14 protein-coding genes and 1 other RNA gene are annotated in these 13,934 nt (G+C 54.8%); 9 read left to right on the forward strand and 6 right to left on the reverse strand.

The genetic code is table 11. The features are described from left to right. Positions 1 to 85: 85 nt before the first annotated feature. Entirely contained in the window at positions 86 to 1,012 is a 927-nt protein-coding gene (locus AUQ42_RS00930; RefSeq protein ID WP_068517077.1) for a LysR family transcriptional regulator, read from the forward strand. 69 nt (positions 1,013 to 1,081) lie between these two features. On the opposite strand, the gene AUQ42_RS00935 is transcribed toward AUQ42_RS00930, so the two are convergent. After that, on the reverse strand, positions 1,082 to 2,422 hold the full coding sequence (locus AUQ42_RS00935; protein ID WP_068517078.1) for an MFS transporter: 1,341 nt from the start codon (positions 2,420 to 2,422) through the stop codon (positions 1,082 to 1,084). A 450-nt stretch (positions 2,423 to 2,872) separates the two neighbouring features. On the opposite strand from AUQ42_RS00935, the gene cyoA reads away from it, so the two are divergent. The 5 genes from cyoA (at position 2,873) to AUQ42_RS00960 (ending at position 8,015) form a co-directional block, all read left to right on the forward strand. Beyond that, positions 2,873 to 4,003 carry a ubiquinol oxidase subunit II gene (gene cyoA / locus AUQ42_RS00940; RefSeq protein ID WP_068517168.1) on the forward strand — a complete coding sequence of 377 codons (1,131 nt, stop codon included), beginning with the start codon at positions 2,873 to 2,875 and terminating at the stop codon, positions 4,001 to 4,003. 91 nt (positions 4,004 to 4,094) lie between these two features. After that, positions 4,095 to 6,104, forward strand: coding sequence for a cytochrome o ubiquinol oxidase subunit I (cyoB, locus tag AUQ42_RS00945; protein ID WP_068517079.1), 2,010 nt, complete (start codon positions 4,095 to 4,097; stop codon positions 6,102 to 6,104). Between the two features lie 10 nt (positions 6,105 to 6,114). Continuing rightward, complete coding sequence (gene cyoC, locus AUQ42_RS00950; RefSeq protein WP_068517080.1) at positions 6,115 to 6,735, forward strand: cytochrome o ubiquinol oxidase subunit III; 621 nt, start codon at positions 6,115 to 6,117, stop codon at positions 6,733 to 6,735. Further along, positions 6,732 to 7,112: a cytochrome o ubiquinol oxidase subunit IV gene (locus AUQ42_RS00955; protein ID WP_068517081.1), complete on the forward strand. Its 381-nt coding sequence runs from the start codon at positions 6,732 to 6,734 to the stop codon at positions 7,110 to 7,112. Before cyoC ends, AUQ42_RS00955 begins: the two co-directional genes overlap by 4 nt. 93 nt (positions 7,113 to 7,205) lie before the next feature. Further along, positions 7,206 to 8,015 carry an SURF1 family protein gene (locus tag AUQ42_RS00960; protein WP_231856637.1) on the forward strand — a complete coding sequence of 270 codons (810 nt, stop codon included), beginning with the start codon at positions 7,206 to 7,208 and terminating at the stop codon, positions 8,013 to 8,015. A gap of 117 nt (positions 8,016 to 8,132) precedes the next feature. On the opposite strand, the gene AUQ42_RS00965 is transcribed toward AUQ42_RS00960, so the two are convergent. The 4 genes from AUQ42_RS00965 to AUQ42_RS00980 form a co-directional block, all read right to left on the reverse strand. Continuing rightward, positions 8,133 to 8,690, reverse strand: a complete 558-nt coding sequence (locus tag AUQ42_RS00965) for a peroxiredoxin-like family protein (RefSeq protein WP_068517082.1) — start codon at positions 8,688 to 8,690, stop codon at positions 8,133 to 8,135. Between the two features lie 131 nt (positions 8,691 to 8,821). After that, the gene (locus AUQ42_RS00970) at positions 8,822 to 9,403 is read right to left on the reverse strand and encodes a TetR/AcrR family transcriptional regulator (protein WP_068517083.1); all 582 of its coding nucleotides are present in this window, start codon (positions 9,401 to 9,403) and stop codon (positions 8,822 to 8,824) included. A 129-nt stretch (positions 9,404 to 9,532) separates the two neighbouring features. After that, positions 9,533 to 10,060, reverse strand: a complete 528-nt coding sequence (locus AUQ42_RS00975; RefSeq protein WP_068517084.1) for a dihydrofolate reductase — start codon at positions 10,058 to 10,060, stop codon at positions 9,533 to 9,535. Next, positions 10,060 to 10,854, reverse strand: a complete 795-nt coding sequence (locus AUQ42_RS00980; protein ID WP_068517170.1) for a thymidylate synthase — start codon at positions 10,852 to 10,854, stop codon at positions 10,060 to 10,062. Before AUQ42_RS00980 ends, AUQ42_RS00975 begins: the two co-directional genes overlap by 1 nt. Before the next feature lie 210 nt (positions 10,855 to 11,064). Here AUQ42_RS00980 and AUQ42_RS00985 point away from each other — a divergent pair, with 210 nt between their 5' ends. The 3 genes from AUQ42_RS00985 to AUQ42_RS00995 all read left to right on the forward strand — a co-directional run bounded on the left by AUQ42_RS00985 (position 11,065) and on the right by AUQ42_RS00995 (position 12,752). Then, positions 11,065 to 11,625 carry a putative glycolipid-binding domain-containing protein gene (locus tag AUQ42_RS00985; protein WP_068517085.1) on the forward strand — a complete coding sequence of 187 codons (561 nt, stop codon included), beginning with the start codon at positions 11,065 to 11,067 and terminating at the stop codon, positions 11,623 to 11,625. Between the two features lie 79 nt (positions 11,626 to 11,704). Next, positions 11,705 to 12,071, forward strand: a transfer-messenger RNA (tmRNA) gene (ssrA, locus tag AUQ42_RS00990). 138 nt (positions 12,072 to 12,209) lie between these two features. Next, positions 12,210 to 12,752 (forward strand): SspB family protein, encoded by a 543-nt coding sequence (locus tag AUQ42_RS00995; protein ID WP_068517086.1) that lies wholly within the window; start codon positions 12,210 to 12,212, stop codon positions 12,750 to 12,752. A gap of 80 nt (positions 12,753 to 12,832) precedes the next feature. On the opposite strand, the gene AUQ42_RS01000 is transcribed toward AUQ42_RS00995, so the two are convergent. Next, entirely contained in the window at positions 12,833 to 13,768 is a 936-nt protein-coding gene (locus AUQ42_RS01000; RefSeq protein WP_068517087.1) for an AEC family transporter, read from the reverse strand. Between the last annotated feature and the right edge of the window lie 166 nt (positions 13,769 to 13,934).

Raw genomic sequence — 13,934 nt, forward strand, 5'->3', positions numbered from 1 at the left:
TTGGCCCAGAATATGGATGACGCGCTGGTTTGGTAGAGGGTTGTGCGGTAAGATGGTTATACGTAAAGCGTATGATAGGTGATGAATGTCTTCCGTTGATCGTATGGAGTTGATGCAAACATTTGTGCGTATCGTTGATGGCGGAAGTCTGTCGGCGGCGGCGGGATTGCTTGGCACGACCCAGCCGACCATCAGTCGCCGGTTGCGGACGCTTGAGGATATGCTTGGTGTTGAGCTGATCCTGCGCAATACGCATGCGATCAAGCTGACCGATGATGGGGAACGGTGTTATGCCCATGCCCGCACCCTGATCGAGGGGTGGGACGCCCTGACCGAAGAACTTTCGGGTACAGATGGTGAGCCGGTCGGGCGGCTTGCGGTCAAGGTGCCCCATGCCTTTGGGCAGGATCAGTTGCTTCAGCCGCTGATCAAATTCCTGAAACGCTATGACCAGGTCAGTGTCGACTGGGTTCTGAGCGACCGGCCGCCGGACTTTATTTCCGAACGGATCGATTGTGCCATTCATGTTGGCGCGGTGTCCGATCCGTCACATGTTGCCGTGCTGCTTGCGGAAATCCCGCGTATTGTTGTCGCCGCACCAGACATTCTGGCAAACAAACCCGTTTGTGATGTCGGGATGCTGGCGGATCTGCCGTGGGTATCGCTCAAGACATTTTACGGGTCGGAGATTTCGCTGCAAAATATCGGCAGCCGGGAACTGATCCGTTTTCCGATCAAGCCGCGTCTGAGTACAGACAGTCTGTTTGCAACCCGTCAGGCGGTGCTTGGCGGGCTGGGGGCGGGGATTGTGTCGCGCTGGATCGTGACCGATGACCTGCGAACCGGAAAGCTGGTGCATTTATGCCCGGACTGGCAAGCGTCATCCTTGCCTGTTTATCTGGTTTATCCCTATGCCAGCTATTATCCGGCACGCATGCGGAAGTTTTTTGAAATCCTGCGCGATTTCATGCCGGGTCTGGCCGAAGTCGAAGCCCCGGCGCACAGGCGATAAAGCCAGATATGAAAACACCCCGGTTTTGGCCGGGGTGTTTGCGGTTGGATTGGATACGGGATCCGGTGATCAATCGGTGGTCTTGGACCCGAAATGTTTGTTGAAGTGCAATACCAGCAGGGTGACGATTGCCCCTGAAAGCAGGTAGGCACCAACACCGGGCAGGCCGAACTTGTCACACAGATACAATGCGATCAGCGGGGCAAAACCGGCACCGAGCAGCCAGGCCAGATCGGATGTCAGGGCAGACCCGGTATAGCGGTATTCGCGTTTGAAGTTTGAGGCCAGCGTTCCGGCCGCCTGACCAAAGCACAGGCCAAGCACCGCAAATCCGCCCAGAACGATCATGCCTTCATTGATGATGTTGAAGGAATAAAGCAGCGGGGTCAGAACAGCACCCAGGAAGATGATCCCGGCACTGTATCCCAGCAGGCGACGACGACCGAGCTGATCGGCGATGAAGCCCGATGCGACAATGCCAAAGGCGCAAAGCACGGCACCGACACCCTGGGTCAGAAGGAACTGCCCCGGATTGCCGTTGGCATAAAGATAGACCCAGCTGAGCGCAAAGACCGTGACCAGATGGAACAGCGCGTAGCTGACCATCGGGACCAGTGCCCCAAGCACAACGGTACGACCGTTATGTTTGAGTGTGTCCATCACGCGGGCGGCTTCGAGTTCGTTCTTTTCAAGAAGATGGCCGAATTCCGAGGTGGCAACCAGACGCAGGCGGGCAAACAATGCGACCACGTTGATGGCAAAGGCCACGAAGAACGCATAGCGCCAGCCAAAGGCCAGGAAGTCATCGGGATGCAGGGTCAGAAGCAGATAGGCAAACAGTGAAGATGCCAGCATGAAGCCAAGCGGTGCGCCCAATTGCGGGATCATCGCATACCAGCCCTTGCGGTTGTCCGGCGCATTGAGTGCCAGAAGCGATGCAAGACCATCCCAGGCACCACCCCATGCAAGACCTTGCAGGAAGCGGAAGCTGCACAGCAGATAGATCGCAAGAACACCGGCCGAGGCATAGCTTGGCAGGAAGGCCATCGCCGCGGTCGAACCGCCGAGCATGAACATGGCAATCGTCAGTTTGACGCCACGGCCATAATGCCGGTCAACCGTCATGAAGACCAGCGAGCCCACCGGGCGGGCGATAAAGGCCAGAGAGAAGATGGCAAAGGAATACATGGTGCCGACCAATGCCGTTTCGCCGGGAAACAGCAATTGCGGGAACACAAGTACCGATGCGATGCAGTAAACGAAAAAGTCGAAAAATTCCGAAGTCCGGCCGATGATCACGCCAAGCGCGATCTGACCGGGATCGTTGGTTGCGTCGGCATTAAGATGCCGTGCGTCGCGTTCCAAACCTGATGAGGTGGCGGTCGCGTAGTTTTCTGTTGTTTGGTTCACGCCGTTCTCCCTAAATCACTGGTCGGACCTTTTGGTCCTAACTACTTTTGATTGGATCACAAATTCGGATCAAAGGACGATACGACTTTGGATCGAGTCTAAGTATAGACATGTGAATTGCAAACGTCAGTGTCAATTATCTTTCTGCACCGCACAACGTTAGGTTTACATTGGAATGATAATTGTCATTAAGACCCAGCTATGCACGGCGGGTATCTTGACATTGTTGCGATGCAGCTATAGCAATTCCCGCGAAATTCCGACCTGGCGGGTTTTTGAAAAAAATTTGCCAAAATTGTGCCCTTTCCGTGGATGTTTGGAATGATTATTCCTATATGCCGTTGCGACGGGGTACGACGTGTGGCGATCTCCGATGGGTCGTTCATGCGGCTCGCAGGCATATTGTTGCCTGTGAGAACATCTTCCAGAAACTGACAAAGTATGAAGCGCATGCTTTCAAAACTTGTACGCGGCGTCGCTGTAGCCTCGATGTTTTCGCTTCTGGCCGGTTGCAACCTGGTTGTTATCGACCCGTCGGGTGATATCGCGTCCCAGCAGTCCGATCTGATTATCGTTTCCACGATCCTGATGCTGCTGATCATCGTTCCGGTGATGGCACTGACTGTCTTCTTTGCCTGGAAATACCGTCAGGGCAACAAGGACGCGGAATATGATCCCGAATGGCACCATTCCACGAAGCTGGAAGTCGTCATCTGGTCCGCACCACTGGTGATCATTATTGCGCTTGGCGCGATCACCTGGGTTACGACGCATACGCTTGACCCGTATCGTCCGCTGGACCGTATTGATGCTGAACGTCCGTTGGCCAAAGATCACGAACCGATGGTGATCGAAGTCGTTTCCCTCGATTGGAAATGGCTGTTCCTGTATCCGGAACAGGGCATTGCGACCGTCAATGAACTTGCAGCTCCGATTGATACCCCCATTCAGTTCAAAATCACTTCTTCGGGTATCATGAACTCCTTCTTCATTCCGGCTCTTGCGGGCCAGATTTACTCGATGGCGGGTATGGAAACCAAACTCCATGCCGTGATCAACGAAGAGGGCGTTTATGAAGGCTTCTCGGGGAACTATAGCGGTGAGGGCTTCTCTCATATGCGCTTCAAGTTCCACGGCCTGAGCGCAGAAGGCTTTGACAAATGGGTTGCTGATGTGAAGTCCGACGAGAACTTCCTTGGCCGTTCCCAGTATCTTGAACTCGAAAAGCCGAGCGTCGCCGAGCCGGTTCACTACTACAGCGCAGTGGACCCGGAACTCTATACCGCGATCCTCAACATGTGCGTCGACCAGTCGAAAATGTGCATGAACGAGATGATGGCGATCGACGCGAAAGGCGGCGGTGGACTGGCTGGCATCTATAACGTGATGTCGCTGACCTATGACGTTCCGCATATGCGCGGAAGTCAGCCGTTGCCCGAAAGCAAGTCCTATGTGGCGTCGCTTTGCACCACCCCTGAAAGTGGTTTTTCTGGCGAGCTTGCCAATCTGCCCTTGTTTGACAATGGACAGAGTGCACGCGCCATGAGCATTGCGCCCGCAGGCGTTTCGACAGGGTTCTGAAGCAGTGCCGGTTGGTGAAAGCCAACCGGCCCTTCGCAGTTTTCGCACCGGGTATCTGGTGCCTTGCTGCATTTGAAAGAAGAGTAATCCGATGTTCTCTAATCCGGACCTTTTACATTTTATATTTGGCCGGCTGTCAATCGACTCCATCCCGATGTTCCACGAGCCGATTGTCGCCGTGACATTTGCTGCCGTGGTGCTGGGCGGGCTCGTCGTTGTTGGCGCGCTTACCTATTTCCGTTTGTGGGGATATCTCTGGAACGAGTGGATCACCTCGATCGATCATAAAAAGATCGGCATCATGTATATCATTCTGGCGATCGTCATGCTTTTGCGTGGCTTTGCCGATGCACTGATGATGCGCGCCCAGCAGGCGATCGCGTTTGGGGATGTTGCCGGTTATTTGCCGCCCGACCACTATGACCAGATCTTTACCGCGCATGGCGTGATCATGATCTTCTTCGTGGCGATGCCGCTGGTGACCGGTCTGATGAACTTCGTTGTGCCGCTGCAGATCGGCGCGCGCGACGTTGCATTCCCGTTCCTGAACAATTTCAGCTTCTGGATGACCACCTGTGGTGCCGTGCTGATCATGGCGTCGCTGTTTGTCGGTGAGTTCGCAAAAACCGGTTGGCTGGCCTATCCGCCGCTTTCGGACATTGTCTATAGTCCGGGTGTGGGGGTTGATTACTATATCTGGGCCTTGCAGATTGCCGGTGTCGGTACGTTGCTTTCGGGTGTGAACCTGATTGTGACCATCGTCAAAATGCGTGCACCAGGCATGTCGATGATGAAGATGCCGGTCTTTACCTGGACCTCGCTTTGCACCAACATCCTGATTGTTGCAGCATTCCCGGTTCTGACCGCGGTTCTGGTTCTGCTTGGTCTTGACCGTTATGCAGACACCAACTTCTTCACCAACGATCTTGGCGGTAACGCCATGATGTACATCAACCTGATCTGGATCTGGGGTCACCCGGAAGTGTACATCCTGATCCTGCCGGCGTTTGGTGTGTTTTCCGAAGTTGTTTCGACCTTCTGCCGCAAGCGCCTGTTTGGTTACAGCTCGATGGTTTATGCCACGGTGGTTATTACCATCCTGTCCTATATCGTCTGGCTGCACCACTTCTTCACCATGGGTTCGGGTGCAAGTGTGAACGCCTTCTTTGGCATCACCACCATGATCATCTCGATCCCGACCGGTGCAAAGGTCTTTAACTGGCTGTTCACCATGTATAAGGGCCGCATCAGCTTTGATGTGCCGATGCTGTGGACGATCGGTTTCATGCTGACCTTTGTCATTGGTGGCATGACCGGTGTTATGCTGGCGGTTCCGCCGGCTGACTTCGTGCTCCATAACAGCCTGTTCCTGATTGCCCACTTCCACAACGTGATTATCGGTGGTGTGGTCTTCGGGATGTTTGCCGGTATCGTTTACTGGTTCCCGAAAGCATTCGGCTTCAAGCTCGATGAATTCTGGGGCAAGATGTCGTTCTGGCTGTGGACCATCGGCTTCTACTTTGCCTTCATGCCGCTTTATGTTCTTGGCCTGATGGGCGTTACCCGCCGCATGAGCCACTTTGACGACCCGTCGCTTCAGATCTGGTTCGTTATTGCGGCCTTTGGTGCGGTTCTGATCGCCGGTGGTATCGGTTCGTTCCTGATGTCGATCGTGGTTGCCGTTATCAACCGCGAGAAGCTGCGTGACGAAACCGGTGACCCGTGGGGTGGTCGTACGCTGGAATGGTCGACTTCGTCGCCGCCCCCGGCTTACAACTTCGCCTTTACCCCGGTTGTTCATGAACTGGACGCCTGGGCGGATATGAAAAAGCGTGGCTTTGTACGTCCGACATCGGGCTTCATCGATATCCACATGCCGAAAAATACCGGCGCTGGCTTTATCCTGGCTGCGATTTCGCTTGTCCTTGGTTTCGCTCTTGTCTGGCACATCTGGTGGCTTGCTGCTGTCAGCTTCATCGTGCTGGTGGTTGGTGCGATTGCGCATACCTTCAACTATGACCGTGATTATCACATCCCGGCAGATGAAGTTGTGAAGACCGAAGACGAACGTACCGCCCTTCTGGCAAAACAGCAGGCGTAAGGGAATGACAATGGCGAATAATACTGCCTCTCAGACCGAAACGCCGGTCTTTTACCTGAAAGAAGAGCATCACCCGGAAACCGGCACGATGCTTGGCTTCTGGATCTATCTGATGAGCGATTGCCTCATCTTTGCGATCCTGTTTGCAACCCATGGCGTGCTTGGCCGCAACTATGCGGCCGGGCCTTCGCCGGCGGATCTGTTCGATCTTGAACTGGTGGCGATCAACACCTCGATGCTGCTGTTCTCGTCGATCACCTATGGCTTTGCCATGCTTCAGATGGAAAAAGGCAAGATTGCCGGGACCCAGCTGTGGCTGGCGATTACCGGTCTGTTCGGGATCGCGTTCGTCGGGCTGGAACTTTATGAGTTCCATCACCTGTGGAGCATTGGGGCAACCCCGATGCGCAGTGGCTTCCTGTCGGCGTTCTATACGCTGGTTGCGACCCACGGTCTGCACGTGACGTTCGGCATCATCTGGCTTGTGACCCTGATGGTTCAGGTGTCCCAGCGCGGACTGATCCCGGAAAACAAGCGTCGCCTGATGTGCCTGTCGATGTTCTGGCACTTCCTTGACGTGGTCTGGATCGGTGTCTTCTCTGTCGTTTATCTGCTGGGAGTTCTGGGATGAGTGCACATTCACACGCACATGATGACCATCACGGCGATGGTGCCTCTCACGGTACTTTCAAAAGCTATCTGATCGGTTTCATCCTGTCGGTTATCCTGACAGCGATCCCGTTCTGGCTGGTGATGGATGGCGTTCTTGACAGCAAGGTCGCGACCGCACTTTGGATCATGGGTCTTGGTGTGGTTCAGATCGTGGTTCACATGATCTACTTCCTGCATATGAACACCAAATCCGAAGGTGGCTGGAACATGCTGGCGCTGATCTTCACCATCGTGATCGTGGCGATTGCCATCGCCGGTTCGCTGTGGGTGATGTATCACCTCAATACCAACATGATGCCGCAGATGGATCATGAAATGATCAAGAGCTTTGGCTAGGCCGTTGCTTGATATCTGAAGGGGGCGCGATACTTTACAGGTATCGCGCCCTTTTTCGTTCGCAGACACAGATGCCCTTGGAAAGAAAGCGAGATGACGGACAACCGCATTTCCCGAACCGCCAAAACGACCACAGCAACGCAACCGTCCCGGCGCGGACCATCCATGACCACCCGGATTGTGGTTCTGGCACTGGCGGTCATTCTGTTTTCCGGGTTTTGCGCCCTTGGATACTGGCAGATCGAACGCCGGGCCTGGAAACTTGATCTGATTGCGCGGGTTGATGCACGCGTGCATGGCGATGCCCAGCCGGCCCCACGCCGCGATGACTGGGCCAATGTCAGCCGCCAACGCGATGAATATCGCAAGGTGACGGTCACCGGCACCTATCGCAATGATCTGGAAAGCCATGTCTATGCCGCGACCGATTACGGGGCGGGCTATTGGGTGATGACGCCGCTTGAACGCGACGATGGCACGATTGTCATGGTCAATCGCGGCTTTGTACCGACCGACCGCCGCAACCCCGCCACCCGCAGCGATGGCATGGTGGACGGGGAGGTCACGGTGACGGGGCTTCTGCGTCTTGACGAGCCGGTCGGGACATTCATGCGTGACAATGTGCCCGGGGATGATCGGTGGTATTCGCGCGATGTGCGCGCCATGGCCGAAAAGCGCGGGCTTGATGCCAATGATGTCGCCCCGTATTTCATTGATGGCGACGGGGCGGAAAACCCGGCAAAGCTTCCGGTCGGCGGACTGACCCGGATCAGTTTCCCCAACAATCACATGTCCTATGCGCTGACCTGGTTTGGCATGGCGGCATTGACGATTGTTGCAGCCTGGATCGTGTTGCGCCCGCGTCGGCGCCGTGAAGAGGGTGACGACCCGGACGAGGATTGATTATTCCCCGATCTGATACCGAAGAACAAAAAGCCCGGCATTTCAGTTGCCGGGCTTTGTTTTGCAGATTACGTCGCGACAGGTTGGGGAAGGGACCTGTTCGCATGTTGGGCAGGATCAGGGATTGGTGTGATCAACCACTTCGCCGCGTGCCGGGTAGCCCTTGGCAATCACGAAATCAAGCGCGCCAAGGATCTGGTCAAAGGCCGGGCGGGCAAACGGCATGGTCTGGACGGTGCCGAAATAAAGGGTGCCGTCCGGGCGGACCAGAAACAGGCCGGGTTCGGAAAAGATCGCCGGTTCTTCATAGCCACTTGAGGTCACGCCGTTCGAGGTCGAGATATAAAGACCCCATTCGCGGGCCTTATCAAGATCAAGCCCATAGCCGAGATCAAGGTTTTCAAGGCCCCATTTTGCCTTGGCCTCGGTCGCACGGTCTTCGCCGTCCGAGGACAGGACGACAACATTCACACCGCGCTTGGCAAAATCGGCGAGCTTGTTATCAAGGTCTTTGAGATATTTGCCGCAGATCGGGCAATGCAGGCCGCGATAAAACACGACCATGGTGAAGTTTTCCGGTTTCTGATCGGCCAGCGACCAGATGCCGCCCCCGACCAGCGGAACGCTGAGAGATGGGACAGGCTGACGGGGCAGAAGCGGGGTAATTGCAGACATTTCGTTCCTCAAGACTTGGTGTATGTGTTGTTTGACCTTATTATGGAACGATCATTCTATAATGCAACATGTTTCGAGACCGATCACTGAACCGTGATCGGAAACAGCGGTTTGCGGGGTTCACAAACCGATCAGTTCAGGGCTTCGAGAATGGTGTTGGTGTAATCTTCAAGCGTTTCACGATCCGCACCGCGGCGCGACATCAACTGAACGCCCTGGATCGACCCGGCAAGAAAGCGCGCCAGTGCGCGGATGTTCTTGTCCTTTGAAATCGTGCCATGTTTGATGCCACGGCTAAGCGCGGCAGCAAACATGTCTTCGACCCGGCGAAAGGCCTGATGGGCGATGGCAGCGGTTTCGGGATCATGCGGGGCCAGTTCCATCCCCGAATTCACAATCAGACAGCCTTTATGTTTGCCTTCTGCGCAGCCGGTTTTGGCGGTGTCGCGGAAAGTCTTTTCAATCGCTTCGCGGCCGTCTTCGATTTCGCGAAGATTGGCAAAACGCTCGGAACTGATTTTCTGGCTGTAATGGTCAAGCACGCGCAGGAAAAGAGCCTTTTTGTCGCCAAAGCTTGCATACATGCTTGCCCGGTTCAGGCCGGTTTCTTCCACCAGATCCTGAACAGAGGTCGATTCAAAGCCTTTGCTCCAGAAGATGTTCATTGCGTTATCAAGAACGCTTTCTTCATCAAATCCGCGGGGGCGCGCCATGACATTTCCTTGGGTAGTGACGAGAACACTGGAACGAGTGTTCTATAACTGTTTTAAAGATGGATCGGCTGGGCTGGAAAATCAACCGCTGTGGCATCACGGCAGGGTGCAGCCACACGCATATCGCGCCTATATCCGATCAAGGGTCACGAAACTGTAGTCCGGACCATCGGGATTGTCGATCCTTTGACGGGCGGTTTCGCGCCATTCATCTTCTGCCAGCGGATCAAGGAATGTGTCGCCGTCGATCTTTGCGTGAACTTCGGTCAACTCAAAGCGCGTCGTAAAAGGTAGGGCGAGGTGATAAATCTGGGCGCCACCGGCAATGATGACTTCATTGATCCCGTCGCGCAGCGCAATTTCGTCGGCAAGCCTGATCGCCGTTTCGATGTCATGGCAGACGCGGACATTTTCATGATCAAATGACCAGTCCTTATCACGGGTAACGACGATATTGGTCCGTTTGGGCAACGGGCGCCCAATGGCTTCAAACGTGACGCGGCCGAGGATCATGGGTTTGCCAAGGGTCAGGGCCTTGAACCGTTTAAGGTCTTCGGGCAGTTCCCACGGCATCCAGCCATCCTTGCCGATGGCGCCATTTTCGGCCGCAGCAACAACCGCAACCCGTTCAATCCGTTCATTGTTGTTTGCTGGCATCAGACAGCAACCTTGCCGGCAATATGCGGGTGCGGGTCATAACCGACCAGTTCGAAATCCTCGAACTTGAAATCAAAGATCGATTTGACATCGGGATTGATTTTCATGGTCGGCAGCGGGCGGGGATCGCGCGACAGCTGCAATTCAACCTGTTCAAGGTGGTTGGTATAAAGATGCGCATCGCCAAGGGTATGGACAAAATCGCCAACACCAAGATCACAAACCTGGGCAATCATCATGGTCAAAAGCGCATAGGATGCGATGTTGAACGGCACACCAAGGAAGATATCGGCACTGCGCTGATACAGCTGACAGGAAAGCTTGCCGTCCGCGACATAGAACTGGAACAGGCAATGGCAGGGCGGAAGCGCCATGTTGGGCACGTCGGCCACGTTCCAGGCCGAAACGATCAGGCGCCGGGAATCAGGATTGTTTTTGATCTGATCGATCAGGCCGGTGATCTGGTCAATGGTTTCCCCATTGGCCCCGCGCCATGACCGCCACTGGCCGCCATAGACCGGGCCAAGATCGCCGTTCTCATCGGCCCATTCGTTCCAGATGCGCACACCGTTGTCTTGCAGATATTTGACATTGGTGTCGCCATCAAGGAACCACAGCAATTCATGAATGATTGATTTCAGATGCAGTTTCTTGGTGGTGACCAGCGGGAAACCTTCGGACAGATCGAACCGCATCTGATGGCCGAAAATCGATACGGTGCCTGTACCCGTGCGGTCTTCCTTGCGCGTGCCGGTGTCGCGCACCAGACGCATCAGATCAAGATATTGCTGCATGCTCAGTCCTGCGTTTTTCGGAATCGTCTTTGGGGCAGCATAGTCAGGTCGGCGGTCATCGGCAAGCAACGCAGTGTCCCCTTTGATATCGCGTTTTAAACACGCCCCTGCTGACGGTTCCTGTCAGGAGAGATCGCGCAAATTCACCCCGTGTGGCTATACTTGATCGCATGAAATTTTGGCGCGTTTAACGCAGGGAGTGTCGGTCATATGCGAACGGAAGTTCAGTGGGTTGATTGGGACGGAAAGGGGCTTGAACATTGTGTCTGCCAAACCGACGCGGACGGGATCAAGCTTGAGGGTGTGGTGATTGGCACGCGTGAAGGCCAGTATGGCGGATCGTACCTTGTTGTGACCGACGCGTCATATGCAACGCGCGAAGTCCGGGTAAGCTATGTCGGCGGGGCGCATATGCATGTCACATCTGACGGCAAGGGAAACTGGTTTGACTGTCTGGCTGATCGGGATTTGCCGGCTCTGACGGGCTGTTTTGATGTGGATATCGGCATCACGCCAGCAACAAACATGCTTCCGATCCGGCGATTGCAACTGCCTGCGGGGGAGGTGCTCGATATTTCGGCGGCCTATGTGCCGCTTCCAAGTCAGATCGAGGGTGATTTTTTGCCGTCGCGTGCAGCGCAACGTTACAGCTGTATGATTCCGGGGCGTCGCTATCGCTATGAGGGGTTGTTTCGCAATTTCTCGGCAGAGCTTGAAATCGATGAGGCCGGGCTGGTGATCGATTATCCCGATACGTTCCGCCGTGTTTGATGGTGGGCAAAATCGGCAATCCGGCATAGCCCGGATATCGGAATGTTCCGTTCGAATGAAAAAAAAGTTTTCCCAAATCCCCTTGTGAAAAGGACCCGGTTTGACCTATATAGGGGCTGTCGGGGCAACCCGACTACGGCGCTAAACTGCGTGACAGAATAGGCTTTACGGACCCGGGGGCGGTACCCGGCGGCTCCACCAAATTTATCGGTTGTCCGACTCAGACAATCTTCGTGGGGCCGAAATAGGATCGACGTGAGCAGTAAAAGTCAATGTGGGCGCTCGGCATGGTACCACCGCATCGGGCCAATGTTTGTAAATGCAAACGACAACAATGCTCCGGTTGCTGTTGCCGCCTAAGCGGTACTAGCACCAAAGCGAAATTCCGGTTGCCGGGAGCGGTAATCTGGTGGGGGACGGGGCACCTAGCAACAGAACGCCCCACTCTTGTATTTATTCCCCGCTTCGTTATGAATAGAGTCATTATAAGGCACTCCAAGATGCAATTGGCGTGCAGAGATGCTATATGACAATGACGGGATTTGCCGGAAAGCACCGGTATCCCGCCAGATACAGGATTACTGATGCAGAAACCGGAAGAATTCCGTTACGATCTTATGGTCGACCAGGCGCTGCGCGGCGTGGTGAAAGATATTCTTGCGCGCGTGGCTGAAGAAGGCCTTTTCGGCGAGCATCACTACTATATCACTTTTCAGACCAACCATCCCGGTGTTGCACTGCCTGAAAGTCAGCGCAAAGCGCATCCCGACAACATCACGGTGGTGTTGCAGCACCGGTTCTGGGATTTGAAGTCCGAAGATGACCATTTCTCGGTTGGAATGAGCTTCGATGGCATGCCGACCACTGTGGTCGTGCCTTTTGATGCGATGCTGGCCTTTGTCGATCCGTCTGCCAACTTCATGCTGACCTTTAGCGTCGAAGAAGAAATGGATGACGATGATTTCGACTTTGAAGAAGATGATGATCTGGATGCCGATCTGATGGATGACGAAGAAGCGGCACCGACGCTGGTGGCCGAACCGTCAAAATCATCGCGCAAAAAATCCAAACCCGATGCGGGCGAAACCGGCGAGGTCATCGCACTGGACGCGTTCCGCAAGAAATAAAACCAGCCTGCCTTCGGGCGCATGGCCGGAACATCGATCGCGGGTCTGACACCAATGTGTCGGACCCGTTTCATTTGCGGTCAGGCAATCGCCAGATAGGCCGACAGGGTGCCAACCGACAGGATGGTGGTGATCAGGATCATGCGCCCGGTCAGAACATTTTCGCGGTTATAAAATTCGGCCAGCATGAAGGGCCCGGTCCCGGTCGGAAGGGCTGCAAGCAGGACCGCAAGATGGGCCATGTGGCCCGGCAGGCCAAGAACCGGCACCGCCATTACCCAGGTCAGGGCCGGTTGGGCAACCAGCTTGAGGATCACGAAAATCCCCGTGGTGCTCCATTTTTCGTGCTTCTGATCGGCGGTGCGATCAGCCAGAAACAGTCCAAGTGCAATCAATGCGCACGGGGCGGCCGCCCCGCCAACAAGTTTCAGATAAACATCGATCGGCCCGGGAATTTCCCACGGGGACAGCATCACCAGAGTGCCAAGGGTCGGCGCAATCAGAAGCGGGTTTTTGACCAGTGCCTTGAGGGTCTTGAGAATGATGTCAAAACGGCTGGTTTCCTGTTGCAGGCCAAATTCGATCAGGATGATGGCAATGGCAAACAGCACACAGGCGGTCAGGATGGTGGCAATCAGGGTTGCGGCCAGACCGCTTTCACCAATCAGGGCCAGAACAAGCGGGAAGCCAAGGAAACCGGCATTGGCGTAACTGGTGGTAAGGCCGTCAATCACCGCATCGACCAGATGATGGCCGCTGGCAATCCGCATGATGATGGTCAGTATGAAAACCACGCCACAGCCGAAACCAAAAGCCAGAATGAAGTCAGGTTGCCAGATTTCATGGGGTTCGGCCTTTGCCATGATGTCAAACAACAGGGCGGGCAGGGCAAAATAGACCACAAGCCGGTTGATTTCGCGCGTGGCGGTCGGACCAAGGGCACCGCCTTTGCGCGCGATCCATCCTGTCAGGATCAGTGCAAAAATCGGCAGGATAATCAAAATCTGGGAAAGCATGGGCAAACCTGAAACAAAAAACGCACCCGATTGTGGGTGCGCAACCTTGATGCACTTTTAGAACGGGTAATGTCTAGGGCAGGATCAATCAGCGCGCTATCAGAATGATCGTTTACAGGCAATAGACGCCCAATAACAGGCTTTGCTTATCCGCAGAACTGCGTAT

The organism is Thalassospira sp. MCCC 1A02491, from assembly GCF_001613785.1.
GTDB lineage: Bacteria > Pseudomonadota > Alphaproteobacteria > Rhodospirillales > Thalassospiraceae > Thalassospira > Thalassospira povalilytica.

What these genes read in the sequence shown, in the direction of transcription:
- AUQ42_RS00985 (WP_068517085.1), top strand. Translation starts at nt 11,065, where the DNA reads ATGCGAACGGAAGTTCAGTGGGTTGATTGGGACGGAAAGGGGCTTGAA.
- cyoB (WP_068517079.1), top strand. Translation starts at nt 4,095, where the DNA reads ATGTTCTCTAATCCGGACCTTTTACATTTTATATTTGGCCGGCTGTCA.
- cyoA (WP_068517168.1), top strand. Translation starts at nt 2,873, where the DNA reads ATGCTTTCAAAACTTGTACGCGGCGTCGCTGTAGCCTCGATGTTTTCG.
- AUQ42_RS00995 (WP_068517086.1), top strand. Translation starts at nt 12,210, where the DNA reads ATGCAGAAACCGGAAGAATTCCGTTACGATCTTATGGTCGACCAGGCG.
- AUQ42_RS00965 (WP_068517082.1), bottom strand. Translation starts at nt 8,690, where the DNA reads ATGTCTGCAATTACCCCGCTTCTGCCCCGTCAGCCTGTCCCATCTCTC.
- AUQ42_RS00970 (WP_068517083.1), bottom strand. Translation starts at nt 9,403, where the DNA reads ATGGCGCGCCCCCGCGGATTTGATGAAGAAAGCGTTCTTGATAACGCA.
- AUQ42_RS00980 (WP_068517170.1), bottom strand. Translation starts at nt 10,854, where the DNA reads ATGCAGCAATATCTTGATCTGATGCGTCTGGTGCGCGACACCGGCACG.
- AUQ42_RS01000 (WP_068517087.1), bottom strand. Translation starts at nt 13,768, where the DNA reads ATGCTTTCCCAGATTTTGATTATCCTGCCGATTTTTGCACTGATCCTG.
- cyoC (WP_068517080.1), top strand. Translation starts at nt 6,115, where the DNA reads ATGGCGAATAATACTGCCTCTCAGACCGAAACGCCGGTCTTTTACCTG.
- AUQ42_RS00955 (WP_068517081.1), top strand. Translation starts at nt 6,732, where the DNA reads ATGAGTGCACATTCACACGCACATGATGACCATCACGGCGATGGTGCC.
- AUQ42_RS00930 (WP_068517077.1), top strand. Translation starts at nt 86, where the DNA reads ATGTCTTCCGTTGATCGTATGGAGTTGATGCAAACATTTGTGCGTATC.
- AUQ42_RS00960 (WP_231856637.1), top strand. Translation starts at nt 7,206, where the DNA reads ATGACGGACAACCGCATTTCCCGAACCGCCAAAACGACCACAGCAACG.
- AUQ42_RS00975 (WP_068517084.1), bottom strand. Translation starts at nt 10,060, where the DNA reads ATGCCAGCAAACAACAATGAACGGATTGAACGGGTTGCGGTTGTTGCT.